27 protein-coding genes and 1 pseudogene are annotated in these 25,996 nt (G+C 69.0%); 13 read left to right on the top strand and 15 right to left on the bottom strand.

Features of this window, described 5'->3' with window-relative positions; genetic code table 11:
* Positions 1 to 233: 233 nt before the first annotated feature.
* Positions 234 to 653 carry an HIT family protein gene (locus tag U4Z31_RS07645; RefSeq protein WP_321809886.1) on the bottom strand — a complete coding sequence of 140 codons (420 nt, stop codon included), beginning with the start codon at positions 651 to 653 and terminating at the stop codon, positions 234 to 236.
* Positions 654 to 942: 289 nt separating this feature from the next.
* Between U4Z31_RS07645 and U4Z31_RS07650 the strand changes: the two genes are divergently transcribed.
* Entirely contained in the window at positions 943 to 2,118 is a 1,176-nt protein-coding gene (locus U4Z31_RS07650; RefSeq protein ID WP_321809887.1) for a hypothetical protein, read from the top strand.
* 203 nt (positions 2,119 to 2,321) lie between these two features.
* A complete protein-coding gene (locus U4Z31_RS07655; RefSeq protein ID WP_321809888.1) occupies positions 2,322 to 3,725 on the top strand; it encodes a serine hydrolase in 1,404 nt (467 codons plus the stop codon).
* A gap of 66 nt (positions 3,726 to 3,791) precedes the next feature.
* On the opposite strand, the gene U4Z31_RS07660 is transcribed toward U4Z31_RS07655, so the two are convergent.
* The 4 genes from U4Z31_RS07660 to U4Z31_RS07675 form a co-directional block, all read right to left on the bottom strand.
* Positions 3,792 to 4,415, bottom strand: a complete 624-nt coding sequence (locus U4Z31_RS07660) for a glutathione S-transferase family protein (protein ID WP_044848521.1) — start codon at positions 4,413 to 4,415, stop codon at positions 3,792 to 3,794.
* A 141-nt stretch (positions 4,416 to 4,556) separates the two neighbouring features.
* Positions 4,557 to 5,027 carry a DUF2269 family protein gene (locus U4Z31_RS07665; RefSeq protein ID WP_124666353.1) on the bottom strand — a complete coding sequence of 157 codons (471 nt, stop codon included), beginning with the start codon at positions 5,025 to 5,027 and terminating at the stop codon, positions 4,557 to 4,559.
* On the bottom strand, positions 5,024 to 6,274 hold the full coding sequence (locus U4Z31_RS07670) for an SDR family oxidoreductase (RefSeq protein ID WP_321809889.1): 1,251 nt from the start codon (positions 6,272 to 6,274) through the stop codon (positions 5,024 to 5,026). The genes U4Z31_RS07665 and U4Z31_RS07670 overlap by 4 nt, the downstream gene beginning before the upstream one ends.
* Before the next feature lie 141 nt (positions 6,275 to 6,415).
* Entirely contained in the window at positions 6,416 to 6,949 is a 534-nt protein-coding gene (locus U4Z31_RS07675) for a GbsR/MarR family transcriptional regulator (RefSeq protein ID WP_006760784.1), read from the bottom strand.
* A gap of 206 nt (positions 6,950 to 7,155) precedes the next feature.
* Here U4Z31_RS07675 and fabV point away from each other — a divergent pair, with 206 nt between their 5' ends.
* Positions 7,156 to 8,358, top strand: coding sequence for an enoyl-ACP reductase FabV (gene fabV / locus U4Z31_RS07680; protein WP_124529225.1), 1,203 nt, complete (start codon positions 7,156 to 7,158; stop codon positions 8,356 to 8,358).
* A gap of 58 nt (positions 8,359 to 8,416) precedes the next feature.
* On the opposite strand, the gene U4Z31_RS07685 is transcribed toward fabV, so the two are convergent.
* Positions 8,417 to 9,121: an SDR family oxidoreductase gene (locus tag U4Z31_RS07685; RefSeq protein WP_044848517.1), complete on the bottom strand. Its 705-nt coding sequence runs from the start codon at positions 9,119 to 9,121 to the stop codon at positions 8,417 to 8,419.
* A gap of 337 nt (positions 9,122 to 9,458) precedes the next feature.
* Here U4Z31_RS07685 and U4Z31_RS07690 point away from each other — a divergent pair, with 337 nt between their 5' ends.
* Positions 9,459 to 10,043 carry a TetR/AcrR family transcriptional regulator gene (locus U4Z31_RS07690; protein WP_321809890.1) on the top strand — a complete coding sequence of 195 codons (585 nt, stop codon included), beginning with the start codon at positions 9,459 to 9,461 and terminating at the stop codon, positions 10,041 to 10,043.
* Between the two features lie 31 nt (positions 10,044 to 10,074).
* Here U4Z31_RS07690 and U4Z31_RS07695 read toward each other — a convergent pair whose 3' ends face one another.
* Both U4Z31_RS07695 and U4Z31_RS07700 read right to left on the bottom strand, forming a co-directional pair.
* A complete protein-coding gene (locus U4Z31_RS07695) occupies positions 10,075 to 10,653 on the bottom strand; it encodes a membrane protein (RefSeq protein ID WP_044848515.1) in 579 nt (192 codons plus the stop codon).
* A 178-nt stretch (positions 10,654 to 10,831) separates the two neighbouring features.
* A complete protein-coding gene (locus U4Z31_RS07700) occupies positions 10,832 to 11,362 on the bottom strand; it encodes a GNAT family N-acetyltransferase (protein ID WP_321809891.1) in 531 nt (176 codons plus the stop codon).
* 195 nt (positions 11,363 to 11,557) lie between these two features.
* On the opposite strand from U4Z31_RS07700, the gene U4Z31_RS07705 reads away from it, so the two are divergent.
* The 3 genes from U4Z31_RS07705 (at position 11,558) to U4Z31_RS07715 (ending at position 12,978) form a co-directional block, all read left to right on the top strand.
* The gene (locus tag U4Z31_RS07705; RefSeq protein WP_321809892.1) at positions 11,558 to 11,935 is read left to right on the top strand and encodes a metalloregulator ArsR/SmtB family transcription factor; all 378 of its coding nucleotides are present in this window, start codon (positions 11,558 to 11,560) and stop codon (positions 11,933 to 11,935) included.
* Positions 11,898 to 12,383, top strand: a complete 486-nt coding sequence (locus tag U4Z31_RS07710) for an SRPBCC family protein (RefSeq protein ID WP_321809893.1) — start codon at positions 11,898 to 11,900, stop codon at positions 12,381 to 12,383. The genes U4Z31_RS07705 and U4Z31_RS07710 overlap by 38 nt, the downstream gene beginning before the upstream one ends.
* A 118-nt stretch (positions 12,384 to 12,501) precedes the next feature.
* Complete coding sequence (locus U4Z31_RS07715) at positions 12,502 to 12,978, top strand: SRPBCC family protein (RefSeq protein WP_044848511.1); 477 nt, start codon at positions 12,502 to 12,504, stop codon at positions 12,976 to 12,978.
* Between the two features lie 29 nt (positions 12,979 to 13,007).
* Here U4Z31_RS07715 and U4Z31_RS07720 read toward each other — a convergent pair whose 3' ends face one another.
* The 4 genes from U4Z31_RS07720 to U4Z31_RS07735 form a co-directional block, all read right to left on the bottom strand.
* Positions 13,008 to 14,138, bottom strand: a complete 1,131-nt coding sequence (locus U4Z31_RS07720; RefSeq protein ID WP_044848510.1) for an amidohydrolase family protein — start codon at positions 14,136 to 14,138, stop codon at positions 13,008 to 13,010.
* A 1-nt stretch (position 14,139) separates the two neighbouring features.
* The gene (locus U4Z31_RS07725) at positions 14,140 to 15,447 is read right to left on the bottom strand and encodes an MFS transporter (RefSeq protein ID WP_044848509.1); all 1,308 of its coding nucleotides are present in this window, start codon (positions 15,445 to 15,447) and stop codon (positions 14,140 to 14,142) included.
* Between the two features lie 85 nt (positions 15,448 to 15,532).
* On the bottom strand, positions 15,533 to 16,828 hold the full coding sequence (locus tag U4Z31_RS07730; RefSeq protein ID WP_321809894.1) for a CaiB/BaiF CoA-transferase family protein: 1,296 nt from the start codon (positions 16,826 to 16,828) through the stop codon (positions 15,533 to 15,535).
* Positions 16,825 to 17,811, bottom strand: coding sequence for a hydroxymethylglutaryl-CoA lyase (locus tag U4Z31_RS07735; RefSeq protein ID WP_321809895.1), 987 nt, complete (start codon positions 17,809 to 17,811; stop codon positions 16,825 to 16,827). Before U4Z31_RS07735 ends, U4Z31_RS07730 begins: the two co-directional genes overlap by 4 nt.
* A 173-nt stretch (positions 17,812 to 17,984) precedes the next feature.
* Between U4Z31_RS07735 and U4Z31_RS07740 the strand changes: the two genes are divergently transcribed.
* The 4 genes and pseudogenes from U4Z31_RS07740 (at position 17,985) to U4Z31_RS07750 (ending at position 20,910) form a co-directional block, all read left to right on the top strand.
* Entirely contained in the window at positions 17,985 to 18,806 is an 822-nt protein-coding gene (locus U4Z31_RS07740) for an IclR family transcriptional regulator (RefSeq protein ID WP_321809896.1), read from the top strand.
* Between the two features lie 132 nt (positions 18,807 to 18,938).
* Positions 18,939 to 19,577, top strand: coding sequence for a 2-hydroxychromene-2-carboxylate isomerase (locus U4Z31_RS07745; RefSeq protein WP_044848505.1), 639 nt, complete (start codon positions 18,939 to 18,941; stop codon positions 19,575 to 19,577).
* A gap of 39 nt (positions 19,578 to 19,616) precedes the next feature.
* Positions 19,617 to 19,783, top strand: a pseudogene (locus U4Z31_RS37170) (MFS transporter); the annotation flags it as partial.
* A 431-nt stretch (positions 19,784 to 20,214) separates the two neighbouring features.
* A complete protein-coding gene (locus U4Z31_RS07750) occupies positions 20,215 to 20,910 on the top strand; it encodes a phosphatase PAP2 family protein (protein WP_044848504.1) in 696 nt (231 codons plus the stop codon).
* 136 nt (positions 20,911 to 21,046) lie between these two features.
* Here the strand turns inward: U4Z31_RS07750 and U4Z31_RS07755 are convergent, their stop codons facing one another.
* On the bottom strand, positions 21,047 to 21,706 hold the full coding sequence (locus U4Z31_RS07755) for a glutathione S-transferase family protein (RefSeq protein WP_044848503.1): 660 nt from the start codon (positions 21,704 to 21,706) through the stop codon (positions 21,047 to 21,049).
* Between the two features lie 128 nt (positions 21,707 to 21,834).
* Positions 21,835 to 22,905 (bottom strand): MBL fold metallo-hydrolase, encoded by a 1,071-nt coding sequence (locus tag U4Z31_RS07760; protein ID WP_124486093.1) that lies wholly within the window; start codon positions 22,903 to 22,905, stop codon positions 21,835 to 21,837.
* A gap of 234 nt (positions 22,906 to 23,139) precedes the next feature.
* Here U4Z31_RS07760 and U4Z31_RS07765 point away from each other — a divergent pair, with 234 nt between their 5' ends.
* Both U4Z31_RS07765 and U4Z31_RS07770 read left to right on the top strand, forming a co-directional pair.
* Complete coding sequence (locus U4Z31_RS07765) at positions 23,140 to 24,045, top strand: HTH-type transcriptional regulator ArgP (protein ID WP_044848501.1); 906 nt, start codon at positions 23,140 to 23,142, stop codon at positions 24,043 to 24,045.
* A gap of 147 nt (positions 24,046 to 24,192) precedes the next feature.
* Positions 24,193 to 24,405 carry a DUF1059 domain-containing protein gene (locus U4Z31_RS07770; protein WP_044848500.1) on the top strand — a complete coding sequence of 71 codons (213 nt, stop codon included), beginning with the start codon at positions 24,193 to 24,195 and terminating at the stop codon, positions 24,403 to 24,405.
* Positions 24,406 to 24,519: 114 nt separating this feature from the next.
* Here U4Z31_RS07770 and ltaE read toward each other — a convergent pair whose 3' ends face one another.
* Positions 24,520 to 25,533, bottom strand: a complete 1,014-nt coding sequence (ltaE, locus tag U4Z31_RS07775) for a low-specificity L-threonine aldolase (protein ID WP_044848499.1) — start codon at positions 25,531 to 25,533, stop codon at positions 24,520 to 24,522.
* Positions 25,534 to 25,996: the final 463 nt, after the last annotated feature.

Genomic DNA, 25,996 nt, shown 5'->3' on the forward strand with positions numbered 1-25,996 from the left:
CACGTTGCATCTCGCGAAAACCGCGCCGTCGCAGCCTGCGACGGCCGGCGCGGAAGAGACAACCGGCCCTTCCCGTCGCTCGATGCGGCAATGCGCGGAGTCTAGCGCCGGGGCCACCGGGACACGTTTCGCGAGCGGTTACACGTGTTACGTGGTGTGACCGCTGAAACAGGCGCGCACGGCGTCGCGGCACGCGCCCGCTGGCGCCGCCCGAACCACGCGCCGTCTGCGCGTTACACGAAACGCGCGCGGATCCGCTCCGCGATCGATTCGAGCGTCGCCGCATCGGCGATGTCGCGCGCGTGCATCCGCAGCTCGACGCCTTCCCAGCGCGGAATCACGTGGAAATGCACGTGCGGGACCGTCTGGCCCGCCGCCGCGCCGTTGAACTGGCCGATGAACACGCCGTCCGGCCCGAGCGCCGCGCGCACGGCCGCCGCGACGCGCTGCGTCATGCGGATACCGGCCGCGGCCGCGTCGCCGGACAGCTCGAAGATCTGCGCGGCCGGCTCCTTCGGGATCACGAGCACGTGACCGTCGGCCTGCGGCATGAGATCCATGATCGCGAGGGTCGCGTCGTCTTCGGCGACCTTCACGCACGGCAGTTCGCCGCGCAGGATTCGGGCGAACGGGTTGTTGTTGTCGTAGGACATGGGCGTTTTCCGATGTTTGCGATTGCGGTTTGACTGGGAACGATGCCGGACGATTATCGGCCGACGGCGGTCCGGATTTCAACTTGTCAGGCCGTGTCGCCATGGCGGCGAACAATGCGCGCCGACTCGCGTGCAATGCCCGTCGCCGGATGGAATATCCGGCCGTCGCGATCCGTTTATTTCGAGTGCGGACTCGCACGTCAGGACCGCGGATCCGCGCCGGACATCCGCGCGCTGCGCAGGCCGGCAGCCGGGATGACTGCTCGCGATCATCAACCGGAGTCATGCCATGGACCCTCTCCCCTCCTGTCGTTCGCCCGCCCCGCCCGTGTTTGCCGTTCATCCGCCGATCCTCGCCCACGCCTGCCGCACGATGGCGCGCACGCTATGCCGCGCGGCTTGCGGCGCGGGACTGATCGCGTTGTCGTCGGCTTTCGCGTGGGCCGGCGGCGGCAATTCGATCCTGCCGGTCTCGTCGGTCACGGCGTCGACCGTGCCCGCCAACGGCGACGTCAATCCGTACGGCATCGCGTTCGTGCCGCGCGGCGTGCCGAGCTGGAGCACGCTGAAACCGGGCGACGTCGTCGTATCCAACTTCAACGCGGCATCGAACACGCAAGGCACCGGCACGACGGTCGTCAAGCTGTCGCCCGGCAAGACGCCGGCAACGTTCTTCCAGGGCAGCAATGTCGGCCTGACGACCGCGCTCGCGGTGCTGCGCAGCGGCTTCGTGCTGGTCGGCAACGTGCCGGCGCCGGACGGCAAGACCGTGGTCCCCCCGGGCTCGCTGCTCGTCATCGGTCCGCAAGGCAATCTCGTCACGCAACTGTCGAGCAGCACACTGCTCGACGGACCGTGGGACATGACCGTGATCGACCGCGGCCAGCGCGTGACCGCGTTCGTGTCGAACGTGCTGAACGGGACGGTCGCACGGATCGAGCTGATGATCGGCAGCGACGGCGTCAGGATGCTGCCGGGCTCGCAGATCATCGCATCGGGCTACGTGAACCGGACCGATCCCGCTGCGCTCGTCGTCGGCCCGACCGGCCTCGCGTACGATCCCGACATCGACGTCCTGTATGTCGCCTCGACCGGCGACAACGCGGTGTTCGCGATCCAGAATGCCGCGACGACGAATCGCAACAGCGGCGTCGGACGGATGATCTACTTCGATGCGGCTCACCTGCACGGCCCGCTCGCGCTGGCGCTCGCGCCGAACGGCCATCTCGTGACCGCGAACGGCGACGCGGTCAACCCCGACCCGCTGCAACCGAGCGAGATCGTTGAATTCACGGTGGACGGGCGCTTCGTCGCGCAGATGCAGGTCGATACCGTGCCGGGCGCGGCATTCGGGCTCGCGTTCGGGCGCGGCAGCAAAGGCCAGCCGGAATTCGCGGCCGTCGACGACAACACGAATACCGCGACGGTCTGGACACTGCGTTCGGACAACGGCAACGCACAATGACGCATCCCGCGAACGGGCCGCGTGCGGCCCGTTCGAACCTGCGCGATCGACACATGCGATTCGCAGACGCCGGGCACCATGCCGCCTGACCGACGCCGCCCGGCGTCACCCGCCCCCACGATTGCCACCGCTCGCGCGAACCTGCGACACTGCCGGATCGTTGCCATCGTTGCCGGCCGGCACGCCACCGAGGACGCTCGCGCATGACGATCCCCTTCAAATCGCTGATCCTGCGCGGTGCCGCCGTCGCGCTCGTCGCCGCGGCCGGCTACACCGGCTACATGCTGTCGCGGCTCGCGCCCATCGCGACGGGCTATGCCGCGAAGGCGCTGTGTTCGGGCGTGTTCGTGTCGGGCCGTCCGGCCGCGTCGGTGATCGACGTCGACATCATGGCCGGCGTGCATCCGCTGCTGAAGCTGGTGCGTCCGTCGATCGATCCCGAGCATCATCGTGCCGTCGCGACCTTCGCCGGGTTCGCGCAACGCGAGGCGGACTTCCGGCCCGGGCTCGGCTGCACGCTCGCGCTCGGACCGTCGCCCGGCGGGCTGCCGGCCGCGCTGCCGCCCGCCACCGATCCGCCGCCCACGCACGAAGCGGCGCCGGCCGCACCGCCCGCCGGCATCGACGCACGCAAGCTGCAGGCCGCGCTCGACCGCGCGTTCGACGAACCCGACCCGGCGCGACCGCGGCGCACCCGCGCGGTCGTCGTGATGTGGCGCGGCCAGGTGATCGCCGAACGCTATGCACCCGGCTTCGCGGCCGACACGCCGCTGCCCGGCTGGTCGATGACGAAGACCGTGACGGCCGCGCTGGCCGGCATGCTCGTCGCGCAGCACAAGCTGTCGCCGGACGCGTCGGCGCTGCTGCCCGAATGGCGCGACAGCGGCGACCTGCGCGCGGCGATTACGCTCGACGAGCTGCTGCGGATGACGAGCGGCCTGCAATTCAACGAGGACTACGACGACCCGCTGTCCGACGTCGCCGTGATGCTGTTCACGCAGCCGGACACCGCGCGTTTCGCGTCGGCCATGCCGCTCGCCGCGCAGCCCGGCACGCAGTGGTACTACTCGAGCGGCACGAGCGCGATCGTCGCGCGCGTGATGCGCGAGGCGATGGGCGGCAGCGAAGGCGACTACCTCGCGTTTCCGCGCCGCGCGCTGTTCGCGCCGCTCGGCATGCGCAGCGCGGTGTTCGAGCCCGATGCGGCCGGCACGCTCGGCAGCGCGTCGTTCATGTATGCGAGCGCGCGCGACTGGGCGCGCTTCGGGGAGCTTCTGCGGCAGGACGGGGTGTGGAACGGGCAGCGGCTGCTGCCGCAAGGCTGGGTGCGCTACCTGACGCGCGCGACGCCGCTGTCGACGCGCCAGGAATTCGGCGCGCATCTGTGGGTGAAGGTGCCGGAGCCGTTCAACGATCGCGATGCGCACGCGAGCCCGCTGCCCGTCGACGCGTTTCATGCGGTCGGCCACGAAGGCCAGTTCGTGAGCGTGGTGCCGAGTCGCGAGCTGGTGGTCGTGCGGCTCGGGCTGTCGCGGCCGGAATCCGCTTGGAATCACGAGGCGTTTCTCGCGCGCGTGCTCGAGGCCGTACCGGCATCGGGCTCGTGACGGCCGCGGCGCGGCGGCGCTGCGGCGGCAAATCACGCCGCCGCGCCGCGCGCGACATGCGATGCGTTACGGGTTCGCGCTGCCCGCGTACTGCTGGAAACCTTCGCGCGTCGCCAGGCGCTCGATGTAGCGCTTCACTGCCGGGAAATCCGGATGCTCGAACGGCGTGCCGAACCAGCGGTTCACCGACAGGCCGATCGGAATGTCCGCGAGCGTGAAGCGATCGCCGGCCACGAACGCGCCGGTCGCTTCGAGCTGCGCGTTCAGTATCTGCATGTGCTTCGTCCAGCCCGCGATCGACTGCGCGATCGCCGCCGGGTCCTGGTGATCGGGCGACTTGCGCACGAGGCCGAGGAACGCGCCGACCCACGAGCGGTTCAGGTCCGTGCCCTGCCAGTCGATCCACTGATCGACCCGCGCGCGCGCCTGCGGCTCGGCCGGATAGAGCGCGTCGCCGCCATAGCGGTTCGCGAGATAGCGGATGATCGTGTTCGACTCCCACAACACGAAGTCGTCGTCCTTGATGACCGGCACGAGGCCGTTCGGATTCAGCGCGAGGTAGGCCGGGTCGTTGGTCGTGCGAAAGCCCGCGCCCCAGTCTTCCTGTTCGAACGGCAGGTTCAGTTCGGTGCACAGCCACAGCACCTTGCGGACGTTGATGGACGGGATCTTGCCGAGGATGTGCAGCATGCAGGCTCCTTGTGAGGTCGAATGCGAAGCGTTCGGGAGGCGCGACACGGCCCGGACGCGCTCCCGTCGAAGTTATACACGAGCCCGCGAGAATCGACAGCGCGTCAGGCGAAATCGCCGTTTCAGGCCGCGCTGCCTCGCTCACATCGGCTTGAGCACCATCAGGAAATAAACGCTCAGCATCGCGAAGAACGCCGGATAGCCGAGCAGCTCCCAGCGCTTCGCATAGCGCCAGTACCGTTCCGGCAGCGCGGCATCGCCGTTCGCATGCGCGAGCTTCGCCATCGCGGCCAGTTCGATCTGCAGCCATACGACCGGCAGCCAGCACGCGCCCGCGACCGCATACAGCACGATCGACGCGACCAGCCACGGCGTCGTCCACGGCCAGCCGGCCGTATGCGCGAGCCACAGCCCGGATGCGGGCTGGAACAGCACGGCCGGCGTCGTGAACCACCAGTCCGCGCGCACGACGAGGCGCGACACGGCGGCAATCGCCGGCACCGAGCGCGTGCGGTTCGCGAAGAACAGGTAGAACGCGGTGCCGAAACCCGTGCCGACCATCAGCACCGAGGACAGGATATGCAGCGTCTTGATCACGAGATAGGTGTTCATGCGTGTTCTTCTGAAAAGAGGATCAACAAGATCGCCAGAATCGGCACGTTCTTGAGCACGGGGCCGAACGGCTCGGCGAGCAGGCCGGGCATCGTGACCGCGATGACGGCCGAATACGCGACGATCAGCGCGCCTTGCGCGGCCCACAGCCGGCGGGACGGCGCGACGACGGTCGCCACGCCGAACGCGAAGTCCAGCGCGCTGGCCGCGTAGAGCGCGATCAGCGCGGGCAGCCCGGTCAGGTGCGCGCGGGCGAGCATCGCGAGGCTGTCGTGCCGCGGATGGATGAACGCGCTGACGATGGCCGTCCAGATCCAGACGATCGCGAGCGCGCCCAGCAGCAGCGGCCGCCGCCACATCGCGAGCGCGTCGCGGCGCAGTGCGGGCGCGTCCGCGCCGATGAAATGCCGCAGCCCGCGCGGCGGCCGGCCGAGCACGGCCGCGAGCGCCGCGGGATCGCCGGTGTTGCCGCCGCGCAGCATCGTCCACGTGTCGCGGGTCAGCATCGCGCCCGGCAGCGCGCCGAGCAGCGCGGCCGCCGCCCCGACCAGCGGGCCCGGCAGCGCGATGCGCGCCGCCTGCGGGAAGCCCAGCGCGGCGCGATAGACGCTCAGCATCTCGCGATACTCGACTTCGTCGCTGCCGACCGCGTCGATGACCGGATTGCCGGCCGCCGGCGCATCGACGAGCCGCGCGACGAGTTCGGCGAGATCGTCGATGTGCACGGGGCGCAGCCGCTGATGGCCGCCCGCCGGCAATGCGTGCACGGGCAGGCTCGCGAGCATCCGGAAGAACCGTGCCGACGTGCCGGAAGCGCCGTAGACGAGCGCCGGGCGCACGATCCGGTAATCGAGCGGCAGCGTCCGCAGGAAGGTGTCGGCTGCGTATTTGCTGGCGAAATACGGCGTGTCGCCGCGCTCGACGCCCAGCGCCGAGATCTGGATCACGCGTCGCACGCGGGCACGACAGCACGCGGTGAAGAGCGCGCAGGGCGCCGCGCGATGCACGGTGTCGAACGTCGCGTCACGCCGGTCCGCAAGGATCCCGACCGCATTGATCACCACGTCGACGCCGTCGAGCCGGGCGAGCCACGCATCGGGATCGACGTCCTTCGTGAAGTCGATCGCGACGTCGTGCGGGCCGACCGCATGCCGCACGCCGCGCAGCACGCGATGGCCGCCGGCTTCGAGCCGCGCGCCCAGCGCCCGCCCGATGAAGCCGTTCGCGCCGCAGACGAGGATGTTCATGTCGCACTCCACGGTGCGGCATGCCGGCGGGTCGATCGCGATGCCCTGTTCATTTTCGCCCTCTATCTACAGTTATTTCTGTAAAGACAGAAATTTCACTTTCAAAAAAAGCGGGCTGCGTGCCCGCACGTCCGGTACCGCTTACTTCGACGACTTGCGCCTGACCGTCTGGCTGATCTTCGCGCCGATGCCGAGCGCCTTCATCAGCGTGTCGGGCTTGAGCCGCAGCATCTCGTCCGACCAGGTCGTGAGCGTCTCGACGAACTGCAGCGTGTCGCGGATGCGCTGTTCGGTTTCGCGGCTCTCGTCGGCGATCTCCGGGCTCGTCAGGCAATCGCGCAGCACCGTGAGCGTCGGTTCGATCTCGCGCTGCCGCCGCCCTTCGACGATCAGCTTGAACAGTTCCCAGATGTCGGTCGACGTCTCGAAATGGTCGCGCCGGTCGCCCAGCACGTGCACGACCTTCGCGAGCCGCCATGCCTGCAGTTCCTTCAGGCTCGTGCTGACGTTGGAACGCGCGACGTTGAGCGTCTCGGCGATCTCGTCGGCCGCAACCGGCCGGCCGGCCAGGTACAGCAGCGCGTGAATCTGCGAGACGGTGCGGTTGACGCCCCAGCGCGAGCCCATTTCGCCCCAGTGGAGGATGAATCGTTCGGCAATCGGTGTGAGTTCCATGTCGGGGAATTTAGTTTTTTCAGTTATTTCTGTCAAGAGAGAAATATCGGGCGGCGACGCGAATGGCTGCCTCGACCGTCCCGCCCGCGGGCGACTGCGACCGCGGCCACGGCTCACCTTTCCCGCCGTTGCGCCCGCTTCCATTACAATGCGCGGGATTTTTCCGATTTCAGGCCGTCCGCGCCTTTCTGACTAGAGGTTCTCCCATGATCATCAAACCGCGCGTGCGTGGCTTCATCTGCGTGACGACTCATCCGGTCGGCTGCGAAGCCAACGTCAAGGAACAGATCGACTACGTGACTTCGCACGGCCCGATCGCCAACGGTCCGAAGAAGGTGCTCGTGATCGGCGCGTCGACCGGCTACGGCCTCGCCGCCCGGATCTCGGCCGCATTCGGCTCGGGCGCGGACACGCTGGGCGTGTTCTTCGAGCGCGCCGGCAGCGAGACGAAGCCGGGCACCGCCGGCTGGTACAACAGCGCCGCGTTCGAGAAATTCGCCGCCGAAAAGGGGCTCTATGCGCGCAGCATCAACGGCGACGCCTTCTCCGACAAGGTCAAGCAGATCACGATCGACACCATCAAGCAGGATCTCGGCAAGGTCGACCTGGTCGTCTACAGCCTCGCGGCACCGCGCCGCACGCACCCGAAGACGGGCGAAACGATCAGCTCGACGCTGAAGCCGGTCGGCAAGTCGGTCACGTTCCGCGGCCTCGACACCGACAAGGAAGTGATCCGCGAAGTGTCGCTCGAGCCGGCGACGCAGGAAGAGATCGACGGCACCGTCGCCGTGATGGGCGGCGAGGACTGGCAGATGTGGATCGACGCGCTCGATGAAGCCGGCGTGCTGGCCGACGGCGCGAAGACGACCGCGTTCACGTATCTCGGCGAGCAGATCACGCACGACATCTACTGGAACGGCTCGATCGGCGAAGCGAAGAAGGATCTCGACAAGAAGGTGCTGTCGATCCGCGACAAGCTGGCCGCGCATGGCGGCGACGCGCGCGTGTCGGTGCTGAAGGCCGTCGTCACGCAGGCGAGCTCGGCGATCCCGATGATGCCGCTCTACCTGTCGCTGCTGTTCAAGGTGATGAAGGAAAAGGGCACGCACGAAGGCTGCATCGAGCAGGTGTACGGGCTCCTGAAGGACAGCCTGTACGGCGCGACGCCGCACATCGACGAGGAAGGCCGTCTGCGCGCGGACTACAAGGAGCTCGACCCGCAAGTGCAGGACAAGGTCGTCGCGATGTGGGACAAGGTCACGAACGAGAACCTGTACGAAATGACCGACTTCGCGGGCTACAAGACGGAATTCCTGCGCCTGTTCGGCTTCGAGATCGCCGGCGTCGACTACGACGCGGACGTGAACCCGGACGTGAAGATCCCGGGCATCATCGACACGACGGTCTGACGAAACGCCCCGCCGCCGCGCTCATCGAGCGGGCGGCGGGGTCGCGTTGCCGGCTGCGTCAACGCGGCGCCGGCTCCTCCAGATAGACGCCCGACGACAGCGTGGCCTTCACCTGCCGCGTGAACTCGTCGGTCGACACTTCCTCCTCCCCTGCTTCGATTGCCTCGTACGCCTGGCGCACGACGTCGGCCGGCGTGGCCTTCGGCACGTCGAGGCCGGCCGTCAGGTCGGTATCGATGAACCCCGCATGCAGCCCGACGACCTGCGTATGCTGTTCGCGCAGCGAATGCCGCAGCCCGTTGGTCAGCGCCCACGCGGCCGACTTCGACACGCCGTAGCCCGACAGGATCGGCCGGTTCACCCAGCTCGCGACCGACAGCACGTTCAGGATCGCGCCGCCGCCGTGGCCGGCCAGCGTTCCCGCGAAGGCGCGCGACATCGCCAGCATTCCGAACACGTTGGTTTCGAAGTGATCGCGCAACGCGTCGAGCGCGCCGTCGTCGGTCAGGCTGCCGAGTCGTGCGATGCCCGCGTTGTTGATCAGCAGCGTGACGTCGCGCGCGATATCGGCGGCCGCGGCGACCGTCGCCGGATCGGTCACGTCGAGCCTCACGGGCACCACGCCCGGCAGCGTCACGCTGGCCGGATCGCGCGCGCCCGCATAGACCTTGCGCGCCCCGCGTTCGAGCGCCTGCTTCGCGAACTCGCGGCCGAGCCCGCGGTTCGCGCCCGTGACGAACACCACTGCACCTTCGATCTTCATGCTCGTTCCTTTCGGAGAAAGGATCCCGCTCGCGCCGGTTCGCCGCGCGCCCGGGATCCGGTGATAAACCACGCCGCCATCGCGGACCGAACCGTTGCTCCGCCGGTGCCGTGCCGGAAGCCGCGCAGTCCGCCGCCCACGCCACGCCGCACCGGGACCGATATCCATCCGTGCCGCGCCGGTCGCTTCGCTTCATTCGCGAAGTCGGCTACACTCGATGTCAATGTCGATCACCATTGTCTTTGCGGTGCATTGTGTCAGCGCGATTTCGACACGTCAATGGCGATCACCATTGTGTTTTTCAATCGACGCAATTGCCGGAATGAGGGAGGGATCGATGGGCGTCTCGAGACAACAGGCCGCCGAAAACCGCAACGCGATCGTCGCGGCCGCCGAGCGGCTGTTCCGGGTGCGCGGTGTCGACGCGGTGGGGTTGACGGAGTTGATGAAGGAAGCCGGCTTCACGCAGGGCGGCTTCTACAACCACTTCAAATCGAAGGATGCGCTGGTCGCCGCGGTGATGGAGAAAGCGATCCAGGACCGCGCGGATTCACCGAACGCCGGCAACGTCGCGAAGCAGGCGACGGCGTACCTGTCGGCCGCGCATCGCGACAACGTCGAAGCCGGTTGCCCGCTGTCGGGTTTCGCGGGCGATGCCCCCCGGCTAACCGACGCGGCGCGCGCGTGCTACGCGCACGGCGCCGCCGCGTATCTCGACCGGCTGGAACGGATGGTGGCCGCCGAAGGCCCGGCCGCGGCGGACACGCGCCGCGACGCGATCGCCGTCTTCAGCCAGATGGTCGGTGCGCTCGTGCTGTCGCGCGCGATCGCCGGCACCGATCCGGCGCTGGCCGACGAGATCCTCGACGCGGGTCGGCGCACGCTCGGCGCGCAGCCCGACGATCCGGCCGTACCGGCGTAGCGGCACGACGGGCGCCGGTCGCGCGCGATCGCTATTGCACGGCCCTGGCGGCATCCCACAACGGCCGCTGGCCGAGCGCCGCATGCCACGCCGCGAATTGCGTGCGCCACGACTCGAACGGCTCCGACAGCGGATGACGCGGATCGTCGCTCAACGCATACGCCATCCCCTCGATCAGCCAGCGCGGCTTGGTCGCGACCGCGAGGTTGCCGAGCACTTCGGCCTGCCGGTGGTGGATCAGCTCGTGGGCGAGAAAGTAGGTCTGCCAGCCGCGCGGCGCGACGACCACGCCGAAATCCCCGAGCGTCAGTGCGGCGCGTTCGCCGAGACCGAACTGGTCGGCGCACGCGCGCGTCGAGCAGAACACGACGCGCGGCGCGTCGCGAAACGGGCCGACGGCCGCGGCCGCGCGCGCGTAGCCGTCGCGATAGAGCTGCTGCGCGATGCCGAGCTTCGCGGCATCGTCGGTGCAGATGTCCGCGCTCGGGCATGACACGCCGGGCAGCAGCGCGGGCGCGACGACGCGCAGCGGCTTGACGAGCGCGTAGGCGGCGATCGGCACCGCGACGAGCAGGCCCGTGAGGGCGAAGGCGATACGGGAGCGTTTCATCGAGGCGGCAATTCCGTTGGCGTGGCGGTGACGTGTTCCAGCACGAATATATCGGAGCCGCGGCGGCGCCGGCCGGCTTTTCTGGTTCGCCCGGCTTCCGGCGGCGGTACTGCCGCGCCGCCGCGCCGCCGCGCATGCGCGCCGGTCGCGACCCGGATCGCGACCGCATCCGGCCCCATTACGCGAGCTGCTTGTGAAAATACGTCGTCGCGCACAACGCGCCGTCGGGCATCAGCGCATAGTTCGGCACGACGCCTACGCGCTGCCAGCCGGCCCGCTCGTACAGGCGCTCGGCATCGCCGCCCGTCACGGTGTCGAGCACGAGCACGGTCTTGCCGGCGGCGCGCGCGGCGTCGTCGGCAGCCGCCATCAGCCGCGCAGCGACGCCCTGCCGGCGCGCATGACGCGACACGAGCATCTTCGCGAGGTCCGCTCGATGCGGCTGGTTCTCCGGCTGCGCGGTCACGAGTTGCACGGTGCCGACGATCCGGCCGGCCGCGTCCTCGGCGATCAGCAGGATGCGCTCGCCGCTCGCGACGCCGTCGGCCACCCGCGTCCAGAACGCGACGGCCGTCGAGCGTTCGATCGGCAACATGAAGCTGACGGACGCGCCGCCTTCGACGCAATCGATCAGCACGTCGGCCAGCGCGTCGATGCAGGCGCGGGCTTCGCTCGCGTCGACACGGCGGACGGTCACAGGTTCTGTCATACCCTCTCCGGAAATCAGGCGGAGCACGCGTTCGGCCGACGTGCGCCCGGATCGAATGGAATGCCGCCGTGTTGCTGATACATGCGAAACGGCGGCGGATGCCCGGCAACACGACGCCCGGCCCGGTCGGCGGGTGTTACCTCCCCATCATCCTAAGCGACGAAAATTCCCGTTGCATTGCCTATACTTAGCCGCATGGCTAACTTTGAACCCGGCATCAACGACGTATTCCAGGCGCTCGCCGATCCGACGCGCTGCGCGATCGTCAGCGCGCTCGGCAACGGCGTGCGGACCGTTTCGGAACTGGCCGCGCCGTTCGACATGGCGCTGCCGTCGCTGATGAAGCATGTCGCGGTGCTCGAGCGCAGCGGCCTCGTCACGACCCGGAAAACCGGCCGCACGCGCACCTGCGAGCTGGTCGGCGGCCGGCTGGCCGAAGCCGAGCAGTGGCTCGCCGCGCAGCGCGCGCTGTGGGAAGCGCGCGCCGATCGTCTCGTGGAATTCGTCGAACGCCGTCACCAGGAGGAGCACGCGCATGTCAACCCGCCACGTCGACCCCGCCGAAGCTCATGACCTCGTCATCACGCGCACGCTGCATGCGCCGCGCCAGGCGCTCTGGCGCGCGTGGACCGATCCCGAACTGCTGAAGGAATGGTGGTGCCCGAAACCGTGGACCACCGAAGTCCGCGCGTTCGACCTGCGCCCGGGCGGCGCCTTCCACACGTTCATGCGCGGCCCCGACGGCGGCACGAGCGACAACCCCGGGTGCTTCCTCGACATCGTGCCGGAAGCGCGCATCGCGTTCACGTCGATGCTCGCGGGCGGCTGGCGGCCGCAGGTGCCGTGGCTGGGCTTCACGGCGATCATCACGATGGCGGATGACGCCGCCGGTTGCCGCTACGACGCGCGCGTGATGCATCCCGACGCCGCGACGCGCGAGCGCCACGAGGCCCTCGGCTTCTTCGACGGCTGGAACACCTGCATCACGCAGCTCGACGAATTCGCGTCCGCATTGCGCTGAATACGCACGTGCGCGGGCCATTGCATGCCGCCGCGCGCGCGCCTAGGATTCCTGAAGGAAGCGTGACGACACGCCGGCATCCGGCGTGCACCGTCGCGCGCGCTCCGCGGGAGGCCACATGCTGCAGATGCACACGCATTCGACCCGGGTCAGCCGGCACCTGAACGCACCGCGCGGGCGCGTCTATCGCGCGCTGCTCGATCCGCACGCCGTCGAACAATGGAAGGTGCCGGACGGCATGACGTGCCGCGTGCTCGCCTACGACGCGCGCGAAGGCGGCGCGCTGCGCGTGTCGCTGAGCTACGACGAACCGTCGGACGGCACCGGCAAGACCACCGCGCACACCGACACCTATCACGGCCGCTTCGTGACGCTCGTGCCCGACGAACGGATCGTCGAAATCGACGTGTTCGAAACCGACGATCCGATGCTGCGCGGCGCGATGACGATCACGATCACGCTGTCCGACGAAGCTGGCGGCACACGCGTCGACGCGGTGCACGACGGTGTGCCGCCCGGCGTGCCGGCGGCCGACAACGAGACCGGCTGGCGCATGGCGCTCGCCCGGCTGGCGGCGCTGGTCGAGACGGGCTAGCTGGCACGACGCGACGTGCGCGGTACGCGTCAACCGAGCCGGTACGCGTGCGAGACGGTCCCGCGGAACAGCGCATCGCGCTCGTCCGGGCTCGCGTGTGCGGTCAGCCGCTTGAACGCGTTCCAGCCGTTCACGTACGAATACGAGCCCTTGTCGACCGGAAAATTGCTCTCGAACATGCAGCGTTTCGCGCCGAACGCCTCGATGCACGTGAGCATCCACGGCTTCCACGCGGCGGCGAGCTGTTCGGACGACGGCGGCCGCGTGCCCTTCTCGAAATCGAACCCGTTGATCCGCATGCCGAGGCCCCCGACCTTCACGAATACGTTCGGCAGCTGCGCGAGTTCGCGCATCGATGCCGACCAGCGCTGGAAGACTTCCGGCCGCTGGTCCGCGTAGCTCGCGATCCGCACGACGCCGCCGCAGTGATTGACGACGATCCGCGTGTCGGGGTTCGCCTTCGCCAGATCGAACAGCTCGGGCAATTGAGGAAAGAACAGCCACGCGTCGTACGACAGTCCGAGCGGCGCGAGTTGCGCGACGCCGGCCCGGTACGCGGGGTCTAGCAGCAGCCCGCGCGGCACCGCCGACAACGGGTTGGCGAGCGACGGATCGGCATCCCAGGTGCTCAGGTGTCGAACGCCGCGAAAGCGTCCGCGACCCGCGTCGACATGCGCTTCGAGCACGTCGCGCACGCGCTCGCCCAGCCGCAGGTCCGCGTGCCCGACGATGCCTTTCGCGACGGCCGGGCCGCTGCGTTGCAGCGGCTCCGTCACGCCGGCGACGTAGGCCGTCTCGCCGACCGGCTTCAGTTCGGCCGGGCCCGCGTCGCGATAGCGCGTCAGCGCCTGCATGTAGACGGATGCCTGGACGTTGTGGCCGGATCGCGCGTCCTGCAGATAGTCGTCGAGCATGTAGATCCAGCCCGGCCGCTCGTAGAAGTGATGATGCGCGTCCACGATCGGCAGATCCGGATCGAGTGCGGGTTCGAGCGCAGATGCGAGCCAGTCGCTTCGCACTGCGAGATAGTTGCCTTGGGTCGTCATGCGGGAAGGTCCGTTTTCAGCCGGCGCGCGCGTATCGGCCCATGCAGGGAGCGCGAGCGATGCGGCGGCCGCACCGAGCAACCGGCGTCGTTTGATCGAAATGGTCGCATCCATGTCATTCGCTCCGGTCGAATGCGTACAGCGACAGCGTGAGCAGCGTTGTGATCGCCAGCACGATCGCGAGGCCGAGCATCCCGGCCGTGAAGGTGCCGAAGCCGTCCTTCAGGTAGCCGACGAGATAAGGGCCCGCGAATCCGCCGAGCGCGCCGATCGAATTGATCAGCGCGAGCCCGCCGGCCGCCGCCTGGCCGGACAGGAAGCGCGAAGGCAGCGTATAGAAGATCGTGCGGCCGGCAATCGTGCCGATCAGCGCGAGCGTGATGCCGACGAGTGCGGGCCCGAGCGTCAGGAAGTGGGTCGACACGCCGAGCGCCACCGCGCCGATGGCCAGCCCGATCGCCAGGTTCGCGACCGGGCCGCCGCGCCGGTCCACCCGCTTCGCCCACCACAGCAGCGCGACGGTCGCGAAGAAGTACGGCACCGCGGAAAGCCAGCCCGTCTGCATCGTCGACATGCCGTGTGCCTTGAGCATCTGCGGCAACCAGATGCCGATCCCGTAAGAACCCATCGTGAAGCCGAACGAGATCAGCGCGAGCACGTACACGCGCACGTCGCGCAGCGCGACGCCGAAGTGCTTCTTGCGGCCGGCGGCCGCGCCTTCGCGCTCGAACGCGCGCTGCAGCGCGGCACGCTCGTCGCTCGACAGCCACGCGGCATCCGCGGGCGAATCGGACAGCAGCTTCAGCACGAAAAAGCCGAGCGCGCACGCGGGCAGCCCTTCGACGATGAACATCCACTTCCAGCCCGCAAGGCCGAGCGCGCCGTCGAGTTGCAGCAGCCACGTCGACAACGGGCCGCCGATCAGCGACGACAGCGGTGTCGACACGGTGAACCACGCGAGCACCCGCGTGCGGTAGCTCGCCGGAAACCACACGGCGAGGAAGAAGATCACGCCCGGAAAGAACCCGGCTTCGCCGATGCCGAGCAGCAGCCGGATCGCATAGAAACTCGTCGGCCCGGTCGCGAGCGCGGTCGCCGCCGCCATCAGCCCCCACGTGATCATGATGCGCGCGAGCCAGCGCCGCGCACCGAAGCGATACAGCGCGAGATTGCTCGGCACCTCGAACACGCAATAGCCGGCGAACATGATCCCCGCGCCCCAGCCGAACTGCGTCGCGGTCAAGCCGAGATCGCGGTTCATCGTCAGCGCCGCGAACCCGACGCTCGTGCGGTCGAGGTAGTTGAAGAAGTACGCGAGCGCGAGCAGCGGAATGAAACGCCACGCGGCCTTGCGCACGGCCCGTTGCTCGATCGACGCGTCGGTTTCGCGATCGGCGGCCAGCGCCGGGGAAGCGGATGTCATGGTTGTCTCCGTGGATACGGCGCTCCTCGCCCGCGCGATCGCACGGGCAGGACGCCTGTTGTTCGTTCGATGGATCGCGGCGGCGCTACGCGCTCGCCACTTCGTTCGCCGAAGGCGCATCGGCCGCCACGTCCGGCGGTTGGCCGTCCGCGCCGTGTCCGTGCGTCCCGGCGACGACGCCGGCTGCGATCAGCGCCCGGGCCTCGTCCGGCGTATAGCCGAGTTCGCCGAGCAACGCGCACGTGTCCTGACCGAGCGCGGGCGGCGCCGCGCGCAGCCGCAGGCGCTCGCCCGCGAGCGTGAGCGGCAGCAGCGCGGTGCGCGTGTCGACCGGCCGGCCGGCGCTGCTCGCGTCGGCCGGCAGCGTCACGGCTTCGAGCCCGCCCGTCGCGAGCAGGTGCGGATCGTCGAACAGGTCCTGCGGCTTCGTGATCGGCGCATACGGCAGGCCGATCGACTCGAAGATCGCGCCGATCTCCGCCGCCGAATGCTCGGCGAGCCGCGCACGCAGTTCGGGCAGCAGCCACTCGCGGGCCTGAACGCGCAAGTTGTTGGTTGCAAGACGCGCATCGTCCTTCAGCGCGGCGAGGCCGAATGCGTCGCAGAACAGCGCCCATTGCGTGTCCGATACGACCGCGAGAAAGATCTGCTCGCCGTCCTTCACCGAAAACACGTCATAGACCGCCCACGCGGAAATGCGGCTCGGCATCGGCGACGCGGCCTGCCCCGTCACCGCGAACTGCATCATGTGCTGCGCGACGAGGAACACGTTGTTCTCGAACAGCGAACTCTGCACCTGCTGGCCGCGGCCGGTGCGTTCGCGCTGCGCGAGCGCGGCCATCGCGCCGATCGCGCCGAACATCCCGCCCATGATGTCGTTCACGCTCGAGCCCGCACGCAACGGACGGCCTTCGGGGCCCGTCATGTACGCGAGACCGCCCATCATCTGCACCACTTCGTCGAGCGCGGTGCGATGTTCGTACGGCCCCGGCAGGAAACCCTTGTGCGACACGTACACCAGGCGCGGATTCAGCGCGGACAACGCGGCATGGCCGAGACCGAGCCGATCCATCGTGCCGCTCTTGAAGTTCTCGCTGAACACGTCCGCCGTCGCGACGAGCCGCCGCACGATCTCGAGCCCGCGCGGATCCTTCACGTCGACCGCGAGGCTTTTCTTGTTGCGGTTGAACATCCCGAAGAAGCCCGCGCCGGAACCGCGCAGCGCACGCGTGCTGTCGCCCGCGATCGGTTCGATCTTGATGACTTCCGCGCCGAGATCCGCGAGCAGCATGCCGCAGGTCGGGCCCATCACCATGTGCGTCATCTCGATCACGCGCACGCCTTCGTACGGCAGCGCCGCGGCCGGTTGGCGATCGTTCATTGCGCGACTCCCGTCAGGCAACCTTCCGGCTGGGCCGCCGACGGCGCACGGCCGTCCGCGTAACGGAATCCCTTCGGCAGCCCCGCGTCCGGCACGTGGCCATACAGCGGCTCGGCAGGCAGCGCCGCGTGCAGGATCGCGCGCGCGGCGAGCAGCGCATCGGCGTCGATGCCCGTGTCGATCCCCATCGACTCCAGCAGGAACACGAGATCCTCGGTGACGATGTTGCCGGTCGCGCCCGGTGCATACGGGCAGCCGCCGAGACCGCCCTGGCTCGCGTCGATCGTCGTCACGCCGGCGTCGAGCGCGGCAACGACGTTGGCGAGCCCCTGCCCGCGGGTGTTGTGGAAGTGCGCGCCGCCGGCCTTGTCGCCGACTTCGCGTTGCAGGCGCGTGAACAGCCGGCGCACCTGCACCGGATTCGCGTAGCCGCTCGTGTCGGACAGACCGATCTCGTCGACCCCGCATTCGGCCATCGCGACCGCCATCGCGATCGTCTCGTCGTCGGAGACCGCGCCGGCAAGCGTGCAACCGAACGCGACCGACACGCCGGCCTCGATCTGCACCGACGGAAACCGCGCATCGCGCAGCGCGACGATTGCGCGCACCTCGTCGATCATCTGCGCGGGCGTCTTGCGGATATTCGCCAGCGAGTGCGCCTCGGTCACCGAGACCGGCAACGTCAGCTTGTGGACGCCCGCCTCGTACGCGCTTTCGGCGCCGCGCAGGTTCGGCGCGAGCGCGGCGACGTGCAGCCCGGGAATCGCCAGCGCATGCGCGACGACTTCCCGCACGTCGGCCATCTGCGGCAACAGCCGCGCGGGCACGAACGACCCGACCTCGATCTCGCGCAGGCCGGCCGCGGCGAGCGCGGTGATCCAGCGCCGCTTGTCGGCTGTCTGCATCACGGCCTTGATGCTCTGCAGGCCGTCTCGCGGCCCGACCTCGCTGACCAGCACCTCTGGATACCCGGAAACGCTCATTCGACACCCCATAGTTCTATCCAAAAGAACAACGTTCTGTTTGACGGAACTTTAGAGGCGCGTCGAATCGCCTGTAAGCGGGGTATACCCGTGAAATTGCGATTTTCTGGAACTTGCGTTCTATCAGGCAGAACGATATAGTGGATCGACCGTCACCCAAGGACCCGCAAGCCGTGCCTCCGACCTCGCTCCCCGCAGAACCCACCGGCGCCGCCCCCGACTCGTCGGCCGACGCCTCCAGCGGCGTCACCGTCCTCGATCGCGCGTTCGCGATCCTCCATGCGTTCGGGCAAACCGACGACCGGCTGTCGCTCGCGGAACTGTCGCGCCGCACCGGGCTGTACAAGAGCACGATCCTGCGCCTGCTCGCCGCGCTCGAGCACGGCGGCTTCATGCGCAAGCTCGACGACGGCCAGTACGCGGTCGGACACGAGCCGTTGCGGCTCGCCGCGCTGTATCAGCGTTCGTTCCGGGTCGGCCCGGTCGTCGAGCCGCTGCTCGAGACGCTGAGCCGCGAACTCGGCGAAACGGCGTCGTTCTACGTGCGCCACGGCGAGATGCGCTCGGTGCTCTACCGCGTCGAACCCGCGCGCACGGTGCGTGTGTCGATCCGGGTCGGCGAGGAGTTTCCCGTTCACCAGGGGGCGTCCGGGAAGGTGCTGCTCGCGTTCACCGACCCGCACGATGCGCGCTGGAACGACATCCGCGAACAGTTGTGGGCCGCGTCGTACGGCGAGCGCGACCCGGAGACGGCGTCGGCGTCCGTGCCGGTGTTCGGCGCGGCCGGCGATTGCGTCGGCGCGCTCACGGTGTCCGGGCCGAAATCGCGGCTGGCCGCCGCGCCGGCGATGGCCGCGGCGCTCGCGCTGCTGTTGCCGCTCGCGCAGAAGGCAACGGTCGCGCTCGGTGGCGCCGGCGCGCGCTACGACGCGCAGGCCGTGCGCGACAGTCTCGCGCGCTTCACCGCGGCCGCGGACGAACCCGCGCAGCCCTAGCCGGCACGCGCGTCCGCGACGCGGCAGCGCAAACGCCGGCCGCATGCGACACTGGCCGCTGCCGCATGCAGCGCGCCGCCCGCCGGCGCGGCACATGCCACTGCCGTCCGGACACGCACAAGGGAACCCACGATGAACGCCCCGCGCACCGCCACCTGGTATTTCGATTTCGTCTCGCCGTTCGCCTACCTGCAGCAGGAACGGTTCGACGAGTTGCCGCCGGCTGCCGCCTACGAGCCGAAACCGATCGTGCTCGGCGCCGTGCTCACGCACTGGGGCCAGAAAGCGCCGGCCGAGATCGCGGCAAAGCGCATCTTCACCTATCGCCACGCGCAGTACCGCGCGGACAAGCTCGGCATTCCATTCCGGATGCCGCCCGCGCATCCGTTCAACCCGATCCGGCCGCTGCGTCTCGCGATCGCGATGGGCAACACGCCCGATGCGATCCGGCGGATCTTCCGGCACATCTGGCGCGACGGCCAGGACGTATCGACGCCAGAGGGTTTCGCCGCGCTGTGCGAGGCGGTCGGCTTTCCGGAAGGTGTGACGGCGGTCGACGCGCAAGCGGTGAAGGACGCGCTGCGCGCGAACACCGATCAGGCGATCGCGCATAGCGTGTTCGGCGTGCCGACCTTCGAACTCGACGGCGACCTGTTCTGGGGCGACGATGCGACCGACATGTTCGTCGACTGCGCGACGTCCCGCGCGTGGCTCGACTCGCCCGAAGTGCGCCGCATCAGCGCGCTGCCCGAAGGCATCCGGCGCGGTTGACGGCGCGCCGCGGCGCTTGCGGCTCACGTGTCGCGTCGTTCGACGCGCAGCCGCCTCGACGCGGTGCTGTTCTCGGCATGTTCATCGGGATGGCGGGCGGCGCCGCGCTCGGCGGTTCGTTGCTCGCGCAACTTGACCGGCATGCGGTGATCGCGCCGGCGCCGACAACGTCGCCAGCGGCACCGGCCGTGCGCACGTGGCGCCGTCGATTTTCGGCAGTGCGATTGGAAGACGGGCGGGTTCGCAGGGCTTGCCCGCCTTTTCTTTTATTTTCGATCGGTGCTGTGCGGCCCCGCGCGGCATGGCGGATTCGTGCGAGAGACAGCCGGCATTCGTTCATCCGATGCAATACTCGGAACGCGTCGCCGGATTGCGCAGCTCAACCGATTATTTTTTCGCCCGCACCCGGCCCCCGCGCGCAATCATCGGATCATTTCTCACGGCCGCACCGCACGGCCCTCCCCAATCCGGCCCCATCGGCAAGATACGTTTTCTCAGGGGATTCCCGGTATTTTTTCCCATTTTCTTCGAAATTACCGGTGACATACTTGCCCCCCATTGCGCTCCGGTGCGAGCGCGCTTCCTGATCCCTGCCGGTCGCATGTCCTGTGCTGCGTGTCCGCCGGGGTCGCAGAACATGAACAATTTCGACACCACGATCCAGATCTTCCTCACCCACATTACTTTCGGACCGCTGATGAATCATGCGATCCGCGTGATCGCCGGCCTCTATACGTTCAAGGGCTTCGTCCTGATCCCCGTGCTGTGCTGGCTGTGGTTCCAGCCGGGACCGCAGCGCGAACGGCAACGCGAGCTGGTCATCGCGACGGTCGCGAGCGGGCTCGTCGCGCTCGCGTTCGGGCGGTTGCTCGCGAAAGTCCTGCCGTTCCGCGTGCGGCCGATCTACAACCCCGACCTGCACCTGCACTTCCCGTCCGAGGAATTGCGTGCGGCCACGCTGCAGGCCTGGAGTTCGTTTCCGAGCGATCACGCGATGCTGTGGATGGCGATCGCGACGGGCATCTTCATCATCGCGCGACGCGCGGGCGTGTTCTCGCTGCTGTACGCGGTCGTGTTCATCTGCGTGCCGCGCGCGTATCTCGGCTATCACTACCCGACCGACCTGATCGCCGGCGCCGCGATCGGCATCGCGCTCGCGTGGCTGCTGACGCGCGATGCGATTCGATCGCGCTTCGCGCCGCAGGTGCTGGAGGCGATCCGGCGCTTCCCCGCGCCGGCCTATACGCTCGCGTTCCTGCTGTGCTTCGAGCTGATCACGCAGTTCGACGAACTGCTGACGCTCGCGCAGTCGGTCAAGCATACGGCGATGTAACGGGACGGCGCCGCCATGCATCCGCTGCTGTCGACACGACGCCCGGGCACACGCTGCCGGCCCTGCGCGGCGGCATCGCGCCCGGCGCGCGCCGCCCTTCGGATCGTCGCCGCCGGGGCGACGGCGGCCGCGCACGTCAGTCGCGGTCGGGCGCCCCGAGCGGGAAGAACGAGCGATATGGCCGCGCTTCGTCGACCGCACGCGCGAACGACGGCCGCGCAAGCAGCCGCCGGCGATATGCGATCACGTTCGCGAACGACGGATCGATCCGGTGCGTCCAGTCCGCGTAGAACAGGAACGGCGCCGCGCCGCAGTCGGCGAGGCTGAAGCGGTCGCCGGCCGCCCATTCGCGATCGGCCATCGTGCGATCCAGCCATGCGTACGACGTTTCGAGCATCGCGCGCGCATCGGCGACACCCCGCGCATCGCGCTCGTGTTCCGGCCGCAACGCATCGAACACGACCTTCTGCTGCGGGGTCGCGACATAGTTGTCGAAGAAACGATCCATCATCCGCACTTCCAGCGCCGCGCGCCGGTCGTCGGGCACCAGCCGCGCGGGGCCCGGGTGGTAGAGATCGAGATACTCGACGATGATCGTCGCCTCGATCACGGTACGGCCCGCGTCGACGAGTACCGGAAAGCGCTTCAGCGGCCACAGCGCGGCCAGTTCCTGCATCGGCTTCGGATCGTCGTGCGCGAGCACACGATAGTCGAACGGCGTGCCGTTCTCGTACAGCGCGGTCAGCGCCTTCTGGCAATAGGACGAAAAGGGATGGGCGTAAAGCGTCGGCGTCATCGCGGGTCTCTCGGGGTTTCGGCGCCGCGTCATGCGGCGCCACGTGATCGGATACCTTGACGACGAACGGCGCCGGGCCGAATCGACACTGGGCCGAACATTTTTTTCCGTTGCGCGGCATCGCGCCGCTACGACCGGCCGTCCATCACGACGCGGCCTTCGCCGCGCCAGCGCAGCATCCCGCCGCCGAGGTTCGCGACGGCATCGAAGCCGGCCTTCAGCAGGATCACGGTCGCCTGCGCGGAGCGGCCGCCCGCGCGGCACACGGTCACGATCGGCCGGTCGCGCGCGAGTTCGCCGGTGCGCGCGGCCAGTTCGCCGAGCGGAATCGGCGTCGCGCCCGGCAGGTGGCCGAGCGGGCCGGTGAATTCGTCGGGCTCGCGCACGTCGACGACCTGCACCGCCGGCAGGTGATCCTCGAGCCACTGCGGATCGATTTCCCAGAACCCGGCGAACGTATAGACGAGCGGCGCCCAGTCGGGCGCCGCCTGCACGTCGGGCGCATTCGCGGCGAGTCCGCACTGCAGGTTCGCGGGCACCGCGACGTCGATCTGGCGCGGATGCGCGAGCCCGAGGTTGCGCATGTAGCCCGCGAAATCGTCCTCGCTGAGATCGCCGCCGAGGCGCGGATTGAAGCGCCGCTCCTCGCCGACGCTCGTGACCGTGAGCCCGCGATAGTCGTGCGCGGGATACAGCAGGCATGCGGCCGGCAGCGTGAAAAGCCGGCCGTGCACCGCGCGATACAGCGCGCGCGGGTCACCCTGCTGGAAGTCGGTACGGCCGGTGCCGCGAATCAGCAGGCAGTCGCCGGTAAACGCCATCGATTCATCGTCGAGCACGAGGCTGATGCAGCCGCTCGTGTGGCCCGGCGTCGCGCGCACGGTCAGGTAGCGCGGGCCGAATGCGCAGCGATCGCCGTCGTTCAGGTAGCGGTCGGCGCCCTGCGCGCCGCTCGCGGCCGAAATCGCGATCGCGCTGCCGGTGCGCTGCTTCAGCAGCCACGCACCCGTCACGTGATCGGCGTGCACGTGCGTATCGACGGTCGCGACGAGCCGCAGCCCGAGCTCGTCGAGCAGCGCCGCATCGCGGCGCACCTGCTCGAACACCGGGTCGATCAGCAACGCTTCGCGCGATGGGCGGTCGGCGAGCAGGTACGTGTAGGTCGACGATTGCGGGTCGAAGAGTTGCCGGAAGATCATCGCGAAGTCGCTCCGTCGGCTGGGCGTGTCGGTCGGGTGAAGGGTGCGGGTCGTGCAACCCGCACCGCGTGTGGCGCCGGCTCGCGGCGCACACGTTCATACAGCGTAGTTCAAAACACGCGCGCCACCGGCGTCGTTGCACGCGGCGAGACGTCACGCCGCATCCGGTCCGTCGCGCGTGCTGCCTTACACTACCGCCTGTTCTCGTCTTACGTTCACAAGAATTGCGTCGACATGTCTCTGACGATCGATCCGAAGCAAGCCGCCGCGCTGCTGGCCGTCGCCGACACCGGCAGCTTCGAGCAGGCCGCCGTGCGCCTGCACGTGACCGCGTCCGCCGTCACGCAGCGGGTCCGCGCGCTGGAGGCGAGCCTCGGCGCGCCGCTCGTGCTGCGCACGCGGCCGTGCCGGCCGACGGCGGCCGGGCAGCGCGTGCTGCAGCACCTGCGCCGCGTCGCGCTGCTGCAGGCCGACCTGCAAAGCACGCTCGCGACCGAGCGCGAATCGCCGATCTCGGTCACGATCGCGCTGAACTCCGACAGCCTCGGCACCTGGTTCCTGCCAGCCTTGACGTCGGTGCTCGCGGGCGAGCGCATCCTGTTCGAGCTGATCGTCGAGGACCAGGACCACACGTTCGCGCTGCTCGAAAGCGGGATGGCCGTCGGCTGCGTGACGACCGAGCCGAAGCCGATGCGCGGCTGCGTCGCGACGCCGCTCGGCACGATGCGCTACCGGCTGCTCGCGGCCGCCGCGTTCGCGCTGCGCTGGTTTCCGCGCGGCCTGAACCGCACGGGCGCGCGCCATGCGCCGGTCGTCGCGTATTCGCGGCGCGACACGCTGCAGTCCTCGTTCCTGAAGGAGAAGTTCGGGTTGCCCGAAGGCGCGTATCCGTGCCACTACGTGCCGGGCACGCACGCGCATTTCGCGGCGGTGCGGCACGGGCTCGGCTACGCGATGGTGCCGGAGCCGCTGCTCGGCGGCGCACCGCTCGACGCGCAGGGGCTCGTCGATCTCGCGCCGCTGCATCCGACCGACATCACGCTGTACTGGCACGCATGGACCGTGCAATCGCCGACGATGGCGTCGCTGTCCGCACGGGTCGTCGAAGCGGCGCGCCGGTTGCTCGCGCCGCTGCCGTGACGAGCGGGTGATCGACACCACCGGCGCGGCATGCGTGGCCAAGAGAAACGCCGCCGCGCCGCCTATACTTTTTCCATCGGCCCCGCGAACGCGCCGCGCGGCCGATCACGCACATCCGGCCGTTCCCTTTCCCGTGAGGAGAACATCATGCCCCGCCGCTATATCGATTGCCGCGAGTTTCCCAGCGCGATGAATTGCTCGGTCGCAATTTCCGCCGACTCCGACGACGAACTGCTGGAGGCCGCCGTGCAACACGCGGTCTCGGTGCACCAGCACACCGACAGCGCCGAACTGCGCACGCAACTGAAAACCCTGTTCCGCGACGGCACGCCGCCCGCCGACATGCTCCGGCAAGCGTAACCCGCCGGCACGCCAGATATCGACAGACGGGCTGCATCGCCGCCCCCGTCGCCTCCCTGCTCCTGCTTCGCGCCACGACGCGCCGGCGCCCCCCGCCGGCCGGCGCATTCGGCTTTACGTACGCCGCTGCGCGAAATACGCGCCGACCGCATCGATGAAGGTATCGATGTCCGCGCGCGACACGTCGCAGTGCGTGACGAAGCGCGACGCGTACAGCATCTGCGTGAGGATCCCGCGCGCCTTGAGCCATGCCTCGAGCGGCGCGCAATCGGCTTCGGGGAATTGCGCGAACACCATGTTCGTCGCATGCGACAGCACCTTCACCGGCTCGATGCGCGCGAGGCCTGCCGCGAGATGCGCGGCGTTCGCGTGATCGTCGGCCAGCCGCTCGACATTGTGGTCGAGCGCATACAGGCAGGCCGCCGCGAGAATGCCAGACTGCCGCATCCCGCCGCCCAGCACCTTGCGCCAGCGCTGCGCGCGCTCGACCAGCGCGCGATTGCCGACCAGCACCGAACCGACCGGCGCGCCGAGCCCTTTCGAGAAGCAGATCGACACGGTATCGAACGGCGCGCACAGTTCCGCGATCGGACGGCCCGACGCGACGGCCGCATTGCACACGCGCGCGCCGTCGAGGTGCGTGGCCAGCCCGCGGCTGCGCGCGAGCGCGACGGCTTCCTGCACATAGCCGTCCGGCAACACCTGGCCGCCGATCGTGTTTTCGAGCGCGAGCAGGCGCGTGCGGGCGAAGTGATTGTCGAGCGGCTTGATCGCCGCGGCGATCTTCGCGAGCGGCAGCGTGCCGTCGGGCGCGTTCTCGATCGGCTGCGGCTGGATGCTGCCGAGCACGGCCGCGCCGCCGCCTTCGTACTTGTAGGTGTGCGCGAGCTGGCCGACGATGTATTCGTCGCCGCGTTCGCAATGGGCCATCAGCGCGGCGAGGTTGCTCTGCGTGCCGCTCGGGAAGAACAGGCCGGCTTCCTTGCCGGCCCGCTCGGCCGCGACCGCCTGCAGGCGCAGCACGGTCGGGTCGTCGCCCCATACGTCGTCGCCGACTTCTGCGGCAGTCATCGCGGCCAGCATCGCCTGGCTCGGACGTGTCACGGTATCGCTGCGTAAATCGATCATCTTCGTGCCCTGAGTGAACGCGGACCGGTACCGATGCGCCCGGCCCTGCCGAAACGAGACTCAGAGTGTACGCAATTCGCGCAGCGCTTGCCGATGCTTCGCGCCGCGCGAAAGCCGCGTGACCGGGCGCCGCCGGTGCACGATCCGGATACAACCGGCACGACGCGACGCAGTCCACGCCGGCGCGGCATCGTCAACAACGCGGCGGCGGCCGGACACCCGGCAGCGGCAGCGGCAGCGGCAGCGGCATCGGCATCGGCATCGGCATCGGCATCGGCATCGGCAGCATAGGCCGCGCGTGCCAACGCGTGGCACCTTCGCGCACGCCGCATCGTGATGCGACGCGCCATATTGCCGCACGTGCGGCAGACCGCCACGCCACGGCCGCCTGCGGCGCGCGCCGCGATCTTGATACGAATCAACGATTTATCCCGAAACCGCGCGCGCCGGGCTGGACATCTGC

Source organism: Burkholderia sp. BCC1985, assembly GCF_905339915.1.
Classification (GTDB): domain Bacteria; phylum Pseudomonadota; class Gammaproteobacteria; order Burkholderiales; family Burkholderiaceae; genus Burkholderia.